This is a genomic window from Pseudomonas sp. NY15356 (assembly GCF_048068175.1).
Taxonomy (GTDB): Bacteria; Pseudomonadota; Gammaproteobacteria; order Pseudomonadales; family Pseudomonadaceae; genus Aquipseudomonas; species Aquipseudomonas putida_K.
This window is the reverse complement of the sequence record NZ_JBLUPW010000011.1, coordinates 43,018-59,484: the sequence shown is the minus strand read 5'-3', so window position 1 is coordinate 59,484 and position 16,467 is coordinate 43,018. Positions and strand designations below refer to the sequence as shown.

General features: G+C 63.5%; 12 protein-coding genes. All 12 read left to right on the top strand.

Features of this window, described 5'->3' with window-relative positions:
• The first annotated feature begins 7 nt into the window (after positions 1-7).
• Positions 8-1,360, top strand: a complete 1,353-nt coding sequence (rseP, locus tag ACNFCI_RS11310) for an RIP metalloprotease RseP (protein WP_368829910.1) — start codon at positions 8-10, stop codon at positions 1,358-1,360.
• A 79-nt stretch (positions 1,361-1,439) separates the two neighbouring features.
• A complete protein-coding gene (gene bamA, locus ACNFCI_RS11305) occupies positions 1,440-3,791 on the top strand; it encodes an outer membrane protein assembly factor BamA (protein WP_084854373.1) in 2,352 nt (783 codons plus the stop codon).
• A gap of 44 nt (positions 3,792-3,835) precedes the next feature.
• On the top strand, positions 3,836-4,339 hold the full coding sequence (locus tag ACNFCI_RS11300) for an OmpH family outer membrane protein (protein ID WP_084854375.1): 504 nt from the start codon (positions 3,836-3,838) through the stop codon (positions 4,337-4,339).
• A gap of 1 nt (position 4,340) precedes the next feature.
• Positions 4,341-5,396, top strand: a complete 1,056-nt coding sequence (gene lpxD, locus ACNFCI_RS11295; RefSeq protein ID WP_368829911.1) for a UDP-3-O-(3-hydroxymyristoyl)glucosamine N-acyltransferase — start codon at positions 4,341-4,343, stop codon at positions 5,394-5,396.
• 113 nt (positions 5,397-5,509) lie between these two features.
• The gene (fabZ, locus tag ACNFCI_RS11290; RefSeq protein WP_003252314.1) at positions 5,510-5,950 is read left to right on the top strand and encodes a 3-hydroxyacyl-ACP dehydratase FabZ; all 441 of its coding nucleotides are present in this window, start codon (positions 5,510-5,512) and stop codon (positions 5,948-5,950) included.
• Positions 5,947-6,723 (top strand): acyl-ACP--UDP-N-acetylglucosamine O-acyltransferase, encoded by a 777-nt coding sequence (gene lpxA / locus ACNFCI_RS11285; RefSeq protein WP_084854379.1) that lies wholly within the window; start codon positions 5,947-5,949, stop codon positions 6,721-6,723. The genes fabZ and lpxA overlap by 4 nt, the downstream gene beginning before the upstream one ends.
• A 1-nt stretch (position 6,724) precedes the next feature.
• Positions 6,725-7,852 carry a lipid-A-disaccharide synthase gene (gene lpxB / locus ACNFCI_RS11280; RefSeq protein WP_368829912.1) on the top strand — a complete coding sequence of 376 codons (1,128 nt, stop codon included), beginning with the start codon at positions 6,725-6,727 and terminating at the stop codon, positions 7,850-7,852.
• 1 nt (position 7,853) lies between these two features.
• Entirely contained in the window at positions 7,854-8,477 is a 624-nt protein-coding gene (gene rnhB, locus ACNFCI_RS11275; RefSeq protein WP_084854383.1) for a ribonuclease HII, read from the top strand.
• 90 nt (positions 8,478-8,567) lie between these two features.
• Positions 8,568-12,092: a DNA polymerase III subunit alpha gene (gene dnaE, locus ACNFCI_RS11270; RefSeq protein ID WP_084854385.1), complete on the top strand. Its 3,525-nt coding sequence runs from the start codon at positions 8,568-8,570 to the stop codon at positions 12,090-12,092.
• A 105-nt stretch (positions 12,093-12,197) separates the two neighbouring features.
• A complete protein-coding gene (locus ACNFCI_RS11265; RefSeq protein WP_084854387.1) occupies positions 12,198-13,145 on the top strand; it encodes an acetyl-CoA carboxylase carboxyltransferase subunit alpha in 948 nt (315 codons plus the stop codon).
• 140 nt (positions 13,146-13,285) lie between these two features.
• Positions 13,286-14,569: a tRNA lysidine(34) synthetase TilS gene (gene tilS / locus ACNFCI_RS11260; protein ID WP_368829913.1), complete on the top strand. Its 1,284-nt coding sequence runs from the start codon at positions 13,286-13,288 to the stop codon at positions 14,567-14,569.
• 269 nt (positions 14,570-14,838) lie between these two features.
• Positions 14,839-16,467, top strand: coding sequence for a CTP synthase (locus ACNFCI_RS11255; RefSeq protein WP_084854391.1), 1,629 nt, complete (start codon positions 14,839-14,841; stop codon positions 16,465-16,467).

Genomic DNA, 16,467 nt, shown 5'->3' with positions numbered 1-16,467 from the left:
GACAGGTATGACAGCGCTCTACATGATAGTCGGCACCCTGGTCGCCCTGGGTGTGCTGGTCACCTTCCACGAATTCGGCCATTTCTGGGTGGCCAGGCGCTGTGGCGTCAAGGTGCTGCGCTTCTCCGTGGGGTTTGGCACGCCGTTGCTGCGCTGGCACGACCGCCACGGCACCGAGTTCGTGGTGGCAGCCATCCCCCTGGGTGGCTACGTCAAGATGCTCGACGAGCGTGAAGGCGAAGTCCCGCCTGCGTTGGTCGACCAGTCTTTCAATCGCAAGCCGGTGCGCCAGCGGATCGCCATCGTCGCAGCCGGCCCTGTGGCCAACTTCCTCCTCGCCCTGTTGTTCTTCTGGGTCCTGGCCATGCTCGGTACCCAGCAGGTGCGCCCGGTGATCGGTGCCGTCGAGGCGGGCAGTCTGGCGGCTTCCGCAGGCCTGGCCGCTGGTCAGGAAGTGGTATCCATCGACGGCGAACCGACCAATGGCTGGTCTGCGGTCAACCTGCAACTGGTCCGTCGTCTTGGCGAAAGCGGCACCCTCAAGGTTGGTGTGATCGAGCAGGGCGGTACGCTGGAGCGCCAGCATGAAATCACCCTCAGCCAGTGGCTCAAGGGCGTGGACGAACCGGACCCGATCCAGTTCTTGGGGCTGCGCCCGTGGCGCCCGGCCATTGCGCCGGTGCTGGCCGAGATCGACCCGAAAGGCCCGGCCGCCGCTGCCGGGCTCAAGACCGGTGACCGGTTGCTGAGCCTCGATGGCGTTGCCCTGAACGATTGGCAGCAGGTGGTCGACAGCGTTCGCGCCCGCCCCGAGGCCAAGGTGCAGCTGCGCGTGGAGCGCGACGGTGCCCAGCTCGAGGTCCCGGTGACCTTGGCCCGACGCGGCGAAGGGCAGGCTTCCGGCGGGTACCTGGGAGCAGGCGTCAAGGGTGCCGAATGGCCCGCCGACATGGTCCGCGAAGTCAGCTACGGGCCGCTGGATGCCGTTGCCCAGAGCCTGTCGAGAACATGGAACATGAGTGTCCTGACCCTCGAATCGCTGAAGAAAATGCTGTTCGGGGAGCTCTCGGTAAAAAACTTGAGTGGACCGATAACCATTGCTAAAGTGGCGGGCGCTTCAGCCCAGTCGGGCGTGGGGGATTTCCTGAATTTCCTGGCCTACCTGAGCATAAGCCTGGGGGTTCTTAACCTGCTGCCCATCCCCGTATTGGATGGGGGGCATTTGCTGTTCTACCTGATCGAGTGGGCGCGCGGTCGTCCGCTTTCGGATCGGGTGCAAGGTTGGGGGGTCCAGATCGGTATCAGTTTGGTCATCGGGGTGATGTTGCTCGCCCTGATCAACGATCTGGGTCGACTATAAAAAGCTTCGCTCAATTGCGAACGAACCTGCCGCCTTATCGCGGCAGGTTGTTTATTGCCAGTTGGAATAAAAGGACTTCATGAAACGTCTGCTGCTAACTGCGGTCCTCTCCGCACTGATGATCGCTGAAGTTCACGCCGAGTCCTTCACCATCTCCGATATTCGTGTCAATGGCCTGCAGCGGGTTTCCGCTGGCAGCGTGTTCGGTGCCCTGCCCCTGAACGTGGGCGACCAGGCCGACGATCGGCGCCTGGTGGAGTCTACCCGCTCGCTGTTCAAGACCGGCTTCTTCCAGGACATCCAGCTGAGCCGCGACGGCAATGTCCTGATCATCAACGTGGTCGAGCGCCCGTCGGTGTCGAGCATCGAGATCGAAGGCAACAAGGCGATCAGCACCGAAGACCTGATGAAGGGCCTGAAGCAATCGGGCCTGGCCGAAGGCGAGATCTTCCAGCGTGCTACCCTCGAAGGCGTGCGTAACGAACTGCAGCGCCAGTACGTGGCCCAGGGCCGCTACTCGGCCGAGGTCGACGCCGAGGTGGTGCCGCAGCCGCGCAACCGCGTCGGCCTGAAGATCAAGATCAACGAAGGCACCGTCGCCGCGATCCAGCACATCAACATCGTCGGCAACAATGTCTTCGACGACGAGGAGCTGGCCCAGCTCTTCGAGCTCAAGACCACCAACTGGCTGTCCTTCTTCAAGAACGACGACAAGTACGCCCGCGAGAAGCTCTCCGGTGACCTGGAGCGCCTGCGCTCCTATTACCTGGACCGCGGCTACATCAACATGGACATCGCTTCGACCCAGGTTTCCATCACCCCTGACAAGAAGCACGTCTACATCACCGTCAACATCAACGAAGGCGAGAAGTACACCGTCCGTGACGTGAAGCTCTCCGGCGACCTGAAGGTGCCTGAAGACCAGGTCAAGTCGCTGCTGCTGGTGCAGCCGGGCCAGGTGTTCTCGCGCAAGGTGATGACCACCACCTCCGACCTGATCACCCGTCGCCTGGGCAACGAAGGCTACACCTTCGCCAACGTCAACGGCGTGCCGCAGCCGAATGATGAAGACCACACCGTCGATATCATGTTCGTCGTCGACCCGGGCAAGCGTGCCTACGTCAACCGCATCAACTACCGCGGCAACACCAAGACCGAAGACGAAGTGCTGCGCCGCGAAATGCGCCAGATGGAAGGCGGCTGGGCTTCGACCTACCTGATCGACCAGTCCAAGACTCGCCTCGAGCGTCTGGGCTTCTTCAAGGAAGTCAACGTCGAGACCCCGCCGGTGCCAGGCACCGACGACCAGGTCGATGTCAACTACAGCGTCGAGGAGCAGGCCTCCGGCTCCATCACCGCCAGCGTCGGTTTCGCCCAGAGCGCGGGCCTGATCCTTGGCGGCTCGATCAGCCAGAGCAACTTCCTGGGTACCGGTAACAAGGTGTCCGTCGGCCTGACCCGTTCGGAATACCAGACCCGCTACAACTTCGGCTTCGTCGACCCCTACTGGACCGCCGATGGCGTCAGCCTGGGCTACAACGCCTTCTACCGCAGCACCGACTACGACGACCTCGATGTCGACGTAGCGAGCTATGCGGTGGACAGCCTGGGTGCCGGTGTCAGCGTCGGCTACCCGATCAGCGAGACCTCGCGCCTGACCTTCGGCTTCAACGTGCAGCAGGACAAGATCAAGACCGGTAAGTACACCGTCGACGAGATCTTCGACTTCCTGGACCGTGAGGGCGACGACAGCTTCCTGAACTTCAAGGCGTCGGCCGGTTGGTCCGAGTCCACCCTGAACAAGGGCGTACTGGCGACTCGTGGTCACTCCCAGAGCCTGAGTGCCGAGGTGACCACGCCGGGCAGCGACCTGTCGTTCTTCAAGCTCGACTACCGCGGCCAGCTGTTCAAGCCGATCAACAACGACTACACCCTGCGCCTGCACACCGAGTTGGGCTATGGTGATGGTTTCGGCTCCACCGATGGCTTGCCGTTCTACGAGAACTACTTCGCCGGTGGCTTCAACTCTGTCCGTGGCTTCAAGGACAGCAGCCTGGGCCCGCGCAGTACCCCGAGCCAAGGTACCAAGCCGGGCACCATCAAGGACCCGGACCAGGATCCACTGCCGTTCGGTGGCAACGTCCTCGTGCAGGGTGGTGTAGAACTGCTGTTCCCGCTGCCGTTCGTCAAGGACCAGCGTTCCCTGCGTACGTCCGTGTTCTGGGACGTGGGTAACGTGTTCGACACCAACTGCGGCAACCAGCCTGACTGCGAGAAGGTCGGCTTCTCGGGCATGGCCAGCTCCGTCGGCCTGGGCGTCACCTGGATCACCGCGCTGGGCCCGTTGAGCTTCAGCCTGGCGATGCCGGTGAAGAAGCCGGACGACGCCGATACCCAGGTGTTCCAATTCTCTCTGGGCCAGACCTTCTAAGGTCGGCCCTCGCTCAACGACAACGGTTTATCCAGGAGTGCATCGTGCGTAAGTTGACTCAACTGGCCGTGATGGCCGCGGCGCTGGTCGCCACCCCGGCTTTCGCCGAAATGAAGATTGCCGTGCTGAACTATCAGATGGCGCTGCTCGAGTCCGACGCGGCCAAGAAGTACGCTGTCGATGCCGAGAAGAAGTTCGGCCCGCAGCTGACCAAGCTGAAGAACCTGGAAAGCAGCGCCAAGGGCATCCAGGACCGCCTGATCAAGGGTGGCGACAAGATGCAACAGCAGGAGCGCGAGCGCTTGGAGCTCGAATTCAAGCAGAAGGCCCGTGACTTCCAGTTCCAGTCCAAGGAGCTGAATGAAGCCAAGGCCGTCGCTGACCGTGACATGCTCAAGCAGCTCAAACCCAAGCTCGACGGTGCTGTCGAGGAAGTGATCAAGAAGGGTGGCTATGACCTGGTGCTCGAGCGCGGCGCGGTAATCGACGTCAAGCCGCAATACGACATCACCCGTCAAGTCATCGAGCGTATGAACCAAGCCCGTTGATATGACCGTGACCATGACTCTCGGCCAGCTGGCCGAGGCCCTCGGGGCGACCCTCAAGGGCCCCGAAGCGCTGCAGATCACCGGCCTGGCAACCCTGCAGGAAGCCAGCGCCGGGCAGTTGAGCTTCCTGGCCAACAAGCAGTACCGCAAGTACCTGGATGAGTCCAAGGCTGGCGCGGTGCTGCTCAAGGCCGAGGATGCCGAAGGCTTCGCCGGCAACGCGTTGATCGTGCCTGACCCGTACCTGGCCTACGCCCGGATTTCCCATCTGTTCGACCCCAAACCCAAGGCTGTGGCGGGAATCCATCCCAGCGCCGTGGTGGCCGGGGACGCCCAGGTGGACCCCAGCGCGAGCATCGGCCCGTTCGCGGTGATCGAGAGCGGTGCGCAAGTAGCGGCCAATGTCACCATCGGTGCCCACTGCTTCGTCGGTGCCCGTTGCGTGATCGGTGAAGGCGGCTGGCTGGCACCGCGGGTGACGCTGTACCACGACGTGACCATCGGCAAGCGCGTGGTCATCCAGTCCGGTGCGGTGATCGGCGGCGAAGGTTTCGGCTTTGCCAACGAGAAGGGGGTCTGGAACAAGATCGCCCAGATCGGTGGCGTGACCATCGGCGACGACGTGGAGATCGGCGTGAACACCGCCGTGGACCGCGGCGCATTGTCGGACACGCGCATCGGCAACGGCGTCAAGCTCGACAACCAGATCCAGATCGCCCATAACGTGCAGGTCGGCGACCACACGGCCATGGCCGCCTGCGTCGGTATCTCCGGCAGCACGCGTATCGGCAAGCACTGCATGATCGCGGGCGGTGTGGGCATGGTGGGTCATATCGATGTCTGCGACAACGTATTCGTTTCCGGCATGACCATGGTGACCCGTTCCATCACGGAACCGGGTGGCTATTCATCCGGCACGGCCATGCAGCCGCTGGCCGAATGGCGCAAGAGCGCCGCGCGTATCCGCCAGCTGGACGAGATGTCCAAGCGTCTCCAGCAGCTGGAAAAACGTGTCGACACCGTGACCTCAGATGGCCAGCTGGCATCAGAAGGCTGATACCATTCCCTGAGCAAGAGTGAACAGTCGCTAGCTGGCTCCTCTTTGGATTGCAAAAGGAGCGTGTGGTCAGCACCTGCGCTCCCTATTCTTATTACAGGCTTCCCCCCGAAATGATGGACATCAACGAGATTCGCGAATACCTGCCTCACCGTTACCCGTTCCTGCTGGTGGACCGCGTAACGGATCTGGACTTCGAGGCCCAGAGCATTCGTGCCTACAAGAATGTCAGCATCAACGAGCCGTTCTTCAACGGCCATTTCCCGGCGCATCCAATCATGCCGGGCGTGCTGATCATCGAGGCCATGGCCCAGGCGGCCGGGATTCTCGGCTTCAAGATGCTCGATGCCAAGCCTGCCGACGGCACCCTCTACTACTTCGTCGGCTCCGACAAGCTGCGCTTCCGCCAGCCTGTGCTACCGGGGGACCAGCTGGTCCTGGAAGCCAAGTTCCTCAGCCGCAAGAGCATGATCTGGAAGTTCGAATGCCGCGCCCTGGTCGACGGCAAGCCGGTCTGCTCGGCCGAGATCACCTGCGCGGAACGCTCCCTATGAGTTCGATTGACCCTCGGGCGATCATCGACCCGTCAGCCAAGCTGGCCGACGGCGTCGAGGTAGGCCCCTGGTCGATCGTAGGGCCTGGCGTGGAAATCGGCGAGGGCACCGTCATCGGCCCTCACGTGGTGCTCAAGGGGCCGACCCGGATCGGCAAGCACAACCGTATCTACCAGTTTTCCTCCATCGGTGAAGACACCCCTGACCTCAAGTACAAGGGTGAACCCACGCGCCTGGTGATCGGTGACCACAATGTGATCCGCGAAGGTGTCACCATTCACCGTGGCACCGTCCAGGACCGCGCGGAAACCACCCTCGGCGACCATAACCTGATCATGGCCTATGCCCATATCGGGCACGACAGCGTTATCGGCAATCATTGCATCCTGGTCAACAACACCGCGCTGGCCGGTCATGTGCATGTGGGCGACTGGGCGATCCTGTCCGGCTACACCCTGGTGCACCAGTACTGCCATATCGGCGCCCACGCCTTCTCCGGCATGGGCACGGCGATCGGCAAGGATGTGCCGGCCTTCGTCACGGTGTTCGGCAGCCCGGCAGAGGCCCGTAGCATGAACTTCGAGGGCATGCGCCGCCGGGGGTTCAGCGACGAGGTCATCCACGCCCTGCGCCGTGCCTACAAAATCGTCTATCGCCATGGCCTGACCGTGGAAGACGCGCTCAACGAGCTGGGCGAGCTGGCAACGCAGTTCCCCGAGGTCGAGCTGTTCCGTCAGTCGATCCAAAGCTCCGCTCGCGGCATCACCCGCTGACATGGCCCAGCTGTGCGTGGCATTGGTCGCCGGCGAGGCCAGCGGCGATATCCTCGGTTCCGGCCTGATGCGTGCCCTCAAGGCGCGCCACCCCGATGTGCGTTTCATCGGCGTCGGTGGCCCCTTGATGGAGGCCGAAGGCCTGGTGTCCTACTTCCCCATGGAGCGCCTCGCGGTCATGGGCCTGGTGGAAGTGCTGGGCCGGCTGCGTGAGCTGCTCAAGCGTCGCAAGGAACTGATCCAGACACTCATCGCCGAGAAGCCGGATGTGTTCATCGGCATCGATGCTCCCGACTTCAACCTCACCATCGAACTGAAGCTGCGCCAGGCCGGGATCAAGACCGTGCACTATGTCAGCCCGTCGGTCTGGGCGTGGCGGCAGAAGCGTGTGTTGAAGATCCGCGAAGGCTGCGACCTGATGCTGACGCTGCTTCCCTTCGAGGCGAAATTTTACGAAGAGAAGGGCGTGCCGGTACGTTTCGTCGGCCATCCGCTGGCCGATACCATCCCGCTCGAAGCCGATCGCCAGGCGGCGCGTACCGCCCTCGGACTGGGCGAGGGGCCGCTGGTCGCGCTGATGCCGGGTAGCCGTGGGGGCGAGGTCGAGCGCCTGGGCGCGCTGTTCCTAGATGCCGCCGAGCGCCTGCGTGAGCGGGTGCCTGGGGTGCGTTTCGTCTCGCCGTGTGCCAACCCGTCCCGGCGTGCCCAGCTCGAGCAGATGCTGCAGGGTCGTGACCTGCCGTTGACCTTGCTCGATGGCCGCTCCCACGAGGCTCTGGCCGCGTGCGATGCGGTGCTCATCGCCTCGGGCACAGCCACCCTGGAAGCGCTGCTGTACAAGCGGCCCATGGTCGTCGCCTACCGCCTGGCGCCATTGACGTACTGGATCCTCAAACGCATGGTCAAGAGCCCGTACGTATCGTTGCCCAACCTGCTGGCCCAGCGACTGTTGGTACCCGAGCTGCTGCAGGACGCCGCCACCAGCGATGCCCTGGCCCAGACCCTGGCTCCGCTGGTCACTGACGGTACGCAGCAGACCGACAGCTTCGACCGGATTCACCGCACCCTGCGCCGTGACGCCTCCAACCAGGCGGCCGACGCGGTGCTGGCCTTGCTAGGAGCGCGATAGCATGCAGATGGGGCTGGACTTCAATCTGGTCGAGGAACTGGTCGCTGGTGTCGACGAGGTGGGCCGTGGGCCGCTGTGTGGTGACGTCGTGACTGCGGCGGTGATCCTTGACCCACAGCGTCCGATCCTGGGGCTGAACGACTCGAAGAAACTCACCGAGGCCAAGCGCGAGGCGCTGTTCGACGAGATCTGCGAGAAAGCTTTGAGCTTTTTCATCGCACGCGCCACGGTAGAGGAGATCGATAGCCTGAACATCCTGCAGGCCACCATGCTGGCCATGCAGCGAGCGGTGGAAGGTTTGAGCATCACGCCCAAGCTTGCGCTGATCGACGGTAACCGTTGCCCGAAGCTCGCGGTGCCGGCTGCGCCGGTGGTTCAGGGTGACGCCCAGGTGCCGGCGATCGCCGCGGCCTCCATCCTGGCCAAGGTCACCCGTGACCGGGAGATGAGCGCATTCGAGCTGATCTACCCGGGCTATGGCATCGGCGGGCACAAGGGCTACCCGACGCCGGTGCACCTGGAGGCCCTGGCGCGGTTGGGACCGACGCCTATCCATCGGCGGTCCTTTGCGCCGGTACGAGCGGCGTATGAAGCCCGAGAGGGTGTATCGGATTCCTTGATCTGAACCCGTCGGGGCCGCAAAGCGGCCCCGAAACTTTCATGGCTTTTACGCTACAATCCCGCCCTTGTTTCAGGCACTGCTATAGGATCATCCATGTCGGTCTCCTTCGTTCACCTTCGCGTGCACTCCGAATTCTCGCTGGTCGACGGCCTGGTGCGGATCAAGCCGCTGGCCAAGGCACTGGCGGGGATGAACATGCCGGCGGTGGCGATCACCGACCAGAGCAACATGTGCTCGCTGGTGAAGTTCTACAAGACCGCCATGGGGGCCGGTATCAAGCCGATCTGTGGCGCCGACCTGTGGTTGGCAGGCAGTGACCCCGAGGCACCGCTGTCGCGCATCTGCTTCCTGGCGATGAACCCCAAGGGCTACCGCAACCTCACCGAACTGATCTCCCGTGGCTGGACCGACGGCCAGCGCAATGGGTTGGTGATCATTCAGCGCGAGTGGATCGCCCCAGCCAGCGAGGGCCTGATCGGCCTGTCGGCGGCCAGGGAAGGGGACATTGGCATGGCCTTGCTGGCTGGCAAGGCTGCAGAGGCTGAGGCCCTGTTGCGCGATTGGATGCAGATGTTCCCCGATCGTTTCTATGTCGAGGTGCAGCGCACCAATCGTGCCGGTGACGAAGAATACCTGCACGCCGCCGTGGCCCTGGCCGACAAGGTCGGTGCACCGCTGGTGGCGACCAACGACGTACGCTTCATCAAGCAGTCCGACTTCGATGCCCACGAGACGCGGGTGTGCATCGGTGAAGGCTGGACACTCGATGACCCTCGTCGCCCGCGCATGTACAGCGACCAGCAGTACCTCAAGAGCGCCGAGGAAATGGCCGAGCTGTTCAGCGACCTGCCGGACGCCATCGCCAATACCGTGGAAATCGCCAAGCGCTGCAATATCACCGTGCAGTTGGGCAAGTACTTCCTGCCCGACTTCCCGACGCCCAACGGCATGGGGATCGACGACTACCTGCGCCATGTCTCCCATGAAGGCCTGGAGGAGCGTCTGGCGGTGCTCTGGCCGAAGGAGACCACGCCCAACTACGAAGAGAAGCGCCAGGTCTACCTGGACCGCCTGAAGTTCGAACTGGACATCATCATCCAGATGGGTTTCCCCGGTTACTTCCTGATCGTGATGGACTTCATCAAATGGGCCAAGAACAACGGCGTGCCGGTAGGTCCGGGTCGAGGGTCCGGTGCCGGTTCGCTGGTGGCCTACGTGCTCAAGATCACCGACCTCGACCCGCTGGCCTACGACCTGCTGTTCGAGCGCTTCCTCAACCCTGAACGTATTTCCATGCCCGACTTCGACGTCGACTTCTGCATGGATGGCCGCGACCGGGTGATCGACTACGTGGCCGAGGCCTACGGGCGCAACGCGGTGAGCCAGATCATCACCTTCGGCACCATGGCGGCCAAGGCGGTGGTGCGTGACGTGGCGCGGGTGCAGGGCAAGTCCTACGGCCTGGCCGACCGCCTGTCGAAGATGATCCCGTTCGAAGTGGGCATGACCCTGGAGAAAGCCTACGAGCAGGAAGAAATCCTGCGCGACTTTCTCAAGGGCGACGAGGATGCCCGCGAGATCTGGGACATGGCCCTCAAGCTCGAAGGCGTCACCCGCGGCACCGGCAAGCACGCCGGTGGCGTGGTGATCGCCCCGACCAAGCTCACCGACTTCTCGCCGATCGCCTGTGACGAAGAGGGCGGCGGCCTGGTGACCCAGTTCGACAAGGACGACGTCGAGGCCGCTGGCCTGGTGAAGTTCGACTTCCTCGGCCTGCGCACGCTGACCATCATCAAGTGGGCGATGGAGATCATCAACCGCGAGCAGAAAAAGAAGAACCTGCCCGAGGTCAATATCGACTTCATCCCACTGGACGACCGCAAGACCTACGAGCTGTTGCAGAAAGCCGAAACCACGGCGGTGTTCCAGCTCGAATCGCGCGGCATGAAGGAGCTGATCAAGAAGCTCAAGCCCGACTGCCTGGAAGACCTGATCGCATTGGTCGCGTTGTTCCGCCCGGGCCCGTTGCAATCGGGCATGGTCGATGACTTCATCAACCGCAAGCACGGCCGCGCGGAGCTGGCCTATCCACACCCGGACTACCAGTACGACGGCCTGAAGCCGGTGCTGGCACCGACCTACGGCATCATCCTGTACCAGGAACAGGTGATGCAGATCGCCCAGGTCATGGCCGGTTACACCCTCGGCGGCGCCGACATGCTGCGCCGGGCCATGGGTAAGAAAAAGCCCGAGGAGATGGCCAAGCAGCGCGGCGGTTTCATTGAAGGCTGCGCGAAAAACGGCATCGACGCAGACCTGGCCGGTAACATCTTCGACCTGGTGGAAAAGTTCGCAGGCTACGGCTTCAACAAGTCCCACTCGGCCGCCTACGGCCTGGTGTCCTACCAGACCGCCTGGCTCAAGACCCATCATCCGGCGCCGTTCATGGCTGCGGTGCTCTCGGCCGATATGCACAACACCGACAAGGTGGTCGTGCTGGTCGAGGAAGTGCGCAGCATGAAGCTGCGCCTCGATGCGCCGGACGTGAACTTCTCCGACTTCAAGTTCACCGTCAACAATGACGGCCGCATCGTCTATGGCCTGGGCGCGATCAAGGGGGTCGGCGAAGGGCCGGTGGAGGCCATCGTCGAGGCGCGCGCCGAGGGTGGGCCGTTCAAGGACCTGTTCGATTTCTGCGAGCGCGTGGACTTGAAGCGCATCAACAAGCGCACCCTCGACGCCCTGATCCGCAGTGGCGCCCTGGACCGCCTTGGCCCTTATTTCCATGACGAGATCAAGGCCTACCAGGCCAACATCGACCGCAACCGCGCGGTGCTGCTCTCGGCCCTGGAAGAGGCGATCAAGGCCGCCGAGCAGACGGCACGGACCGCCGACAGCGGCCACGTCGACCTGTTCGGCGGGCTGTTCGTCGAGGAGGACTCCGATGTCTATGCCAACCACCGCAAGGTGCGCGAGTTGACCCTCAAGGAGCGCCTGCGGGGCGAGAAGGACACCCTGGGCCTGTACCTGACCGGCCACCCGATCGACGAGTACGAGGCCGAGATCCGCCGCTTCGCTCGCCAGCGCATCGTCGACCTCAAGCCTTCCCGCGATACCCAGACCGTGGCCGGGATGATCATTGCCCTGCGGGTGATGAAGAACAAGAAGGGCGACAAGATGGGCTTCGTCACCCTCGATGACCGCTCCGGGCGGATCGAGGCCTCGTTGTTCGCCGATGCCTTCATGGCGGCCCAGGCCCTGCTGCAGACCGACGCAATGGTGGTGGTGGAAGGGGAGGTGAGCAACGACGACTTCTCCGGTGGCCTGCGCCTGCGGGTCAAGACTGTGATGACCATGGAGGATGCGCGGACCAAGCTGGCCGAGAGTCTGCGCTTGAAAGTCGCCCACGAGGCGCTCAAGGGCGACCGCCTGGCCTGGCTCGGCGAGCTGATCACCAAGCATCGTGGCGGCTGCCCGATCACCCTGGAGTACACCGGCAGTGATGCCCGGGCCATGTTGCAGTTCGGCGACGAATGGTCGATCGACCCCGCCGATGGCCTGATTCAAGCTCTGCGTGACCAGTTCGGACGTGAGAACGTCTTCCTGCAATATCGCTGAACCGACGAATTTTAATCTCGACCTGAATGCGCCTGATCCCTTAAGGTAGGGCGCCAAACGGATCAACCGGCCGGCCGCCTGGCCGTAGACCCAAGACGGATGCCTATGAACCCGAATTTCCTCGACTTCGAACAGCCGATTGCCGACCTGCAAGCCAAGATCGAAGGGCTGCGCCTGGTGGGCAACGACAATTCGCTGAACATCAGCGATGAAATTGCCCGTCTTCAAGACAAGAGCAATACCCTGACCGAAAGCATCTTCGGCAACCTGACCAGCTGGCAGATCGCTCGTCTGGCCCGTCATCCGCGTCGTCCCTATACCCTGGACTACATCGACCATATCTTCACTGAGTTCGAAGAGCTGCACGGCGACCGTCACTTCGCCGACGATGCCGCGATCGTCGGTGGTACCGCGCGCCTGGACGGCAAGCCGGTCATGGTCATCGGCCACCAGAAGGGCCGTGAAGTTCGCGAGAAGGTCCGCCGCAACTTCGGCATGCCGCGTCCAGAAGGCTACCGCAAGGCCTGCCGCCTGATGGAAATGGCCGAACGCTTCAAGATGCCGATCCTCACCTTCATCGACACCCCGGGCGCTTACCCGGGCATCGACGCCGAAGAGCGCAACCAGAGCGAGGCCATTGCCTGGAACCTGCGCGTGATGGCACGGCTGAAGACGCCGATCATCGCCACCGTCATCGGCGAGGGTGGTTCCGGCGGTGCTTTGGCCATCGGCGTATGCGACCAGCTGAACATGCTGCAGTACTCCACCTACTCGGTGATCTCGCCCGAAGGCTGCGCCTCGATCCTGTGGAAGACCGCCGACAAGGCAGCCGATGCCGCCGAAGCCATGGGCATCACCGCTGAGCGCCTGAAGAGCCTGAACATCGTCGACAAGGTCATCAATGAACCGCTGGGCGGCGCCCACCGCGACCCGGCCAAGATGTCCGAAAGCATCCGCGCCGACCTGGTCGAGCAGCTGGACATGCTGGGCAAGTTCGACACCGATGCCCTGCTGGCGCGCCGTTACGAGCGCCTGATGAGCTACGGCGTTTGATAGGCCTTGGGGCTGCTATGCGGCCCTTTCGCGGCACAAGGCCGCTCCTACAGGAGACCGCGATTTCCCCGTAGGAGCGGCCTTGTGCCGCGAAAGGGGTGCAAAGCACCCCCGGCAATCTCAAGCCAAGTGAGGCCCCAATGATCAACCTCACCCCCTGGCTCGACGCCCCCGCCTGGTACGTCGCCTTCTCTGGTGGCCTCGATTCCACCGTCCTCCTGCACCTGCTGGCTGACTATGCCCGAACCCATAACGCACCGCCCCTGCGCGCCGTGCATGTCCATCATGGCCTGCAAGCCGCCGCCGACGGCTGGCCAGCGCATTGCCGGTCAGTCTGTGATGGCCTGGGCATCGAGCTGCAGGTGATCCCTGTGCAGGTCGCTCCGGGGGCTAGCCTGGAGCAGGCCGCCCGGGAGGCTCGCTATGCTGCGTTCAGCCGGTTGCTCGGGCCGGGCGAAGTGCTGTTCACCGGCCAGCACCGTGAGGACCAGGCCGAAACCCTGCTCTTTCGCCTGTTGCGCGGTGCCGGCCTGCGTGGGCTGGCAGCGATGCCGACGGCGCGAACGCTGGGTCAGGGCACCCTGGCCAGGCCATTGCTGGCCGTGGCGCGCGGGCAATTGCTGGCCCATGCCAGGGCGGCCGGGCTTGCCTGGGTCGAGGATCCCTCCAATGCCGACACCGCCTTCGCTCGCAACTACCTGCGTCGCGAGATTTTCCCCTTGCTGGGTCAGCGCTGGCCCCAGGCGGCGGGCAACCTGGCGCGCAGTGCCGAGCACCTGGGTGAGGCACTGGGCCTGCTGGACGAGCTGGCCAGCAGCGACCTGGCGCCAGCCACAGGCGGCGCGCCACTGCCGTGGTTGGCCCTGGACTCCCTGGACCTGGAACGCCTCAAGGCGTTGTCCCCCGCACGCCAGCGCAATGCCCTGCAATACTGGCTGAGCACCCGTACGCGGCTGCCGGACAGCCGCCACTGGGCCGGGTGGGAAGATCTACGCGACGCCGCCATCGATGCCCAGCCGCTCTGGCGCCTCGGCGACGGCGTGCTGCAGCGAAGCCATGGGCGCATCTGGTGGCTGAGCGGGCAATGGCTGGAGCCGGTCGCCGGCAGGCATGCCTGGGTGGATCCAGGCATGCCGCTGGAATTGCCCGGCAACGGGCAGGTATGCCTGCAGGCCGACTGCTGGCCCATGGGGTTGCAGGTCGGCTACCGCCAAGGGGGCGAGGTGCTCGACCTGCCCGGGCGCGGCCGACGCGACCTCAAGCGCCTGCTCAATGAGTGGCAGGTCCCGCATTTCGTGCGGCCACGCCTGCCGTTGCTGTTGCAGGGCGAACAGGTGTTGGCGGTGGCCAACCTGCCGCCGGCTGGGCAGGGCGGCCTGCAGTTTCGCTGGCAGCCACCGACGAGCGTGCAAGGTTTGAGCTGAAGGGTACATTCGGGTAGACTACCCTCCCTTCTTGATACAGCTTCTGTGGGTTCATCGAAAACACAGGAGTTGCCGATTACCAAGCAGTTTTTTGCTGGGCTGATTCTTAAAATGACGAGCGAGCGCCATGCCGGGGATACCCCTGGTTTGTACAGACGCGGCAGTTTTTCGAGATGCACTGTGATAGACGCAGGTGATCGGGGGCTTCGGCCTTCCTTCGCTTTCTCCGGCGGCGCTGGCCGCTTTAACGCAGACTTCTAGGGTTTTTCATGACGCGCTACATATTCGTCACGGGCGGTGTTGTTTCTTCATTGGGGAAAGGCATTGCCTCGGCTTCCTTGGCGGCCATCCTGGAGGCGCGGGGGCTCAAGGTCACCATGCTCAAGCTGGACCCGTACATCAACGTCGACCCCGGCACCATGAGCCCGTTCCAGCACGGTGAGGTGTTCGTCACCCACGATGGCGCCGAGACCGACCTTGACCTGGGCCACTACGAGCGGTTCATCCGCACGACCATGACCCAGAACAACAACTTCACCACCGGCCGTATCTACGAGCACGTGCTGCGCAAGGAGCGCCGTGGTGACTACCTGGGCGCGACCATCCAGGTCATCCCGCACATTACCGACGAGATCAAGCGTCGCATCATCAAGGGTGCCGGCGATGCCGACGTGGCCCTGGTGGAAATCGGCGGCACCGTCGGCGACATCGAGTCGCAGCCGTTCCTCGAGGCGATCCGCCAGCTGCGCGTCGAAGTGGGTTCCAAGCGCGCCATGCTGATGCACCTGACCCTGGTGCCGTACATTGCCACCGCAGGCGAGACCAAGACCAAACCGACCCAGCACTCGGTCAAGGAGCTGCGCTCCATCGGCCTGCAGCCTGACGTGCTGATCTGCCGTTCCGACCACCCGGTCGACGCGTCGTCGCGCCGCAAGATCGCGCTGTTCACCAACGTCGAAGAGCGTGCGGTGATCTCCCTGGAAGACGTCGATACCATCTACAAGATCCCAGGCGTGCTGCATGCCCAGGGCCTGGACGATTTCGTCGTCGAGCGCTTCGGCCTGCAGTGCAACAGCGCCGACCTGTCCGAGTGGGACCAGGTGGTGGACGCCAAGCTCAACCCTGAGCATGAAGTCACCATCGCCATGGTCGGCAAGTACATGGAGCTGCTGGACGCGTACAAGTCGCTGATCGAGGCGATGAGCCACGCCGGCATCCAGAACCGCACCAAGGTCAACCTGCGCTACATCGACTCCGAAGACATCGAGAACCAGGGCACCAGCCTGCTCGAGGGCGCCGATGCCATCCTGGTTCCGGGCGGTTTCGGCCTGCGCGGTGTGGAAGGCAAGATCACCGCGGTGCAATATGCCCGTGAGAACAAGGTCCCGTACCTGGGTATCTGCCTGGGCATGCAGGTTGCGGTGATCGAGTTCGCCCGTAACGTGATGGGCTGGAAAGACGCCAATTCCACCGAGTTCGACCGCAACAGCGGCCATCCGGTCGTGGGCCTGATCACCGAGTGGGCCGATGCCACCGGTGCCGTCGAGACCCGCACCGAAGCCTCGGACCTGGGCGGTACCATGCGCCTGGGCGCGCAGGAGTGCCAGCTGATGGGCAACTCGAAGGTCCACGACTGCTATGGCAAGGACGTGATCGTCGAGCGTCACCGTCACCGCTACGAAGTCAACAACACCCTGCTGCCGCAGTTGGTCGAGGCTGGCCTGGTGGTGTCCGGCCGCTCCGGCGACGGTGCCCTGGTCGAAGTCGTCGAGTCCAAGGACCACCCATGGTTCGTGGCGTGCCAGTTCCACCCAGAGTTCACCTCGACCCCGCGTGACGGCCACCCGCTGTTCAGTGGCTTCGTCAAGGCGGCCCTGGCGCAGAAGAACAAGGCCTGA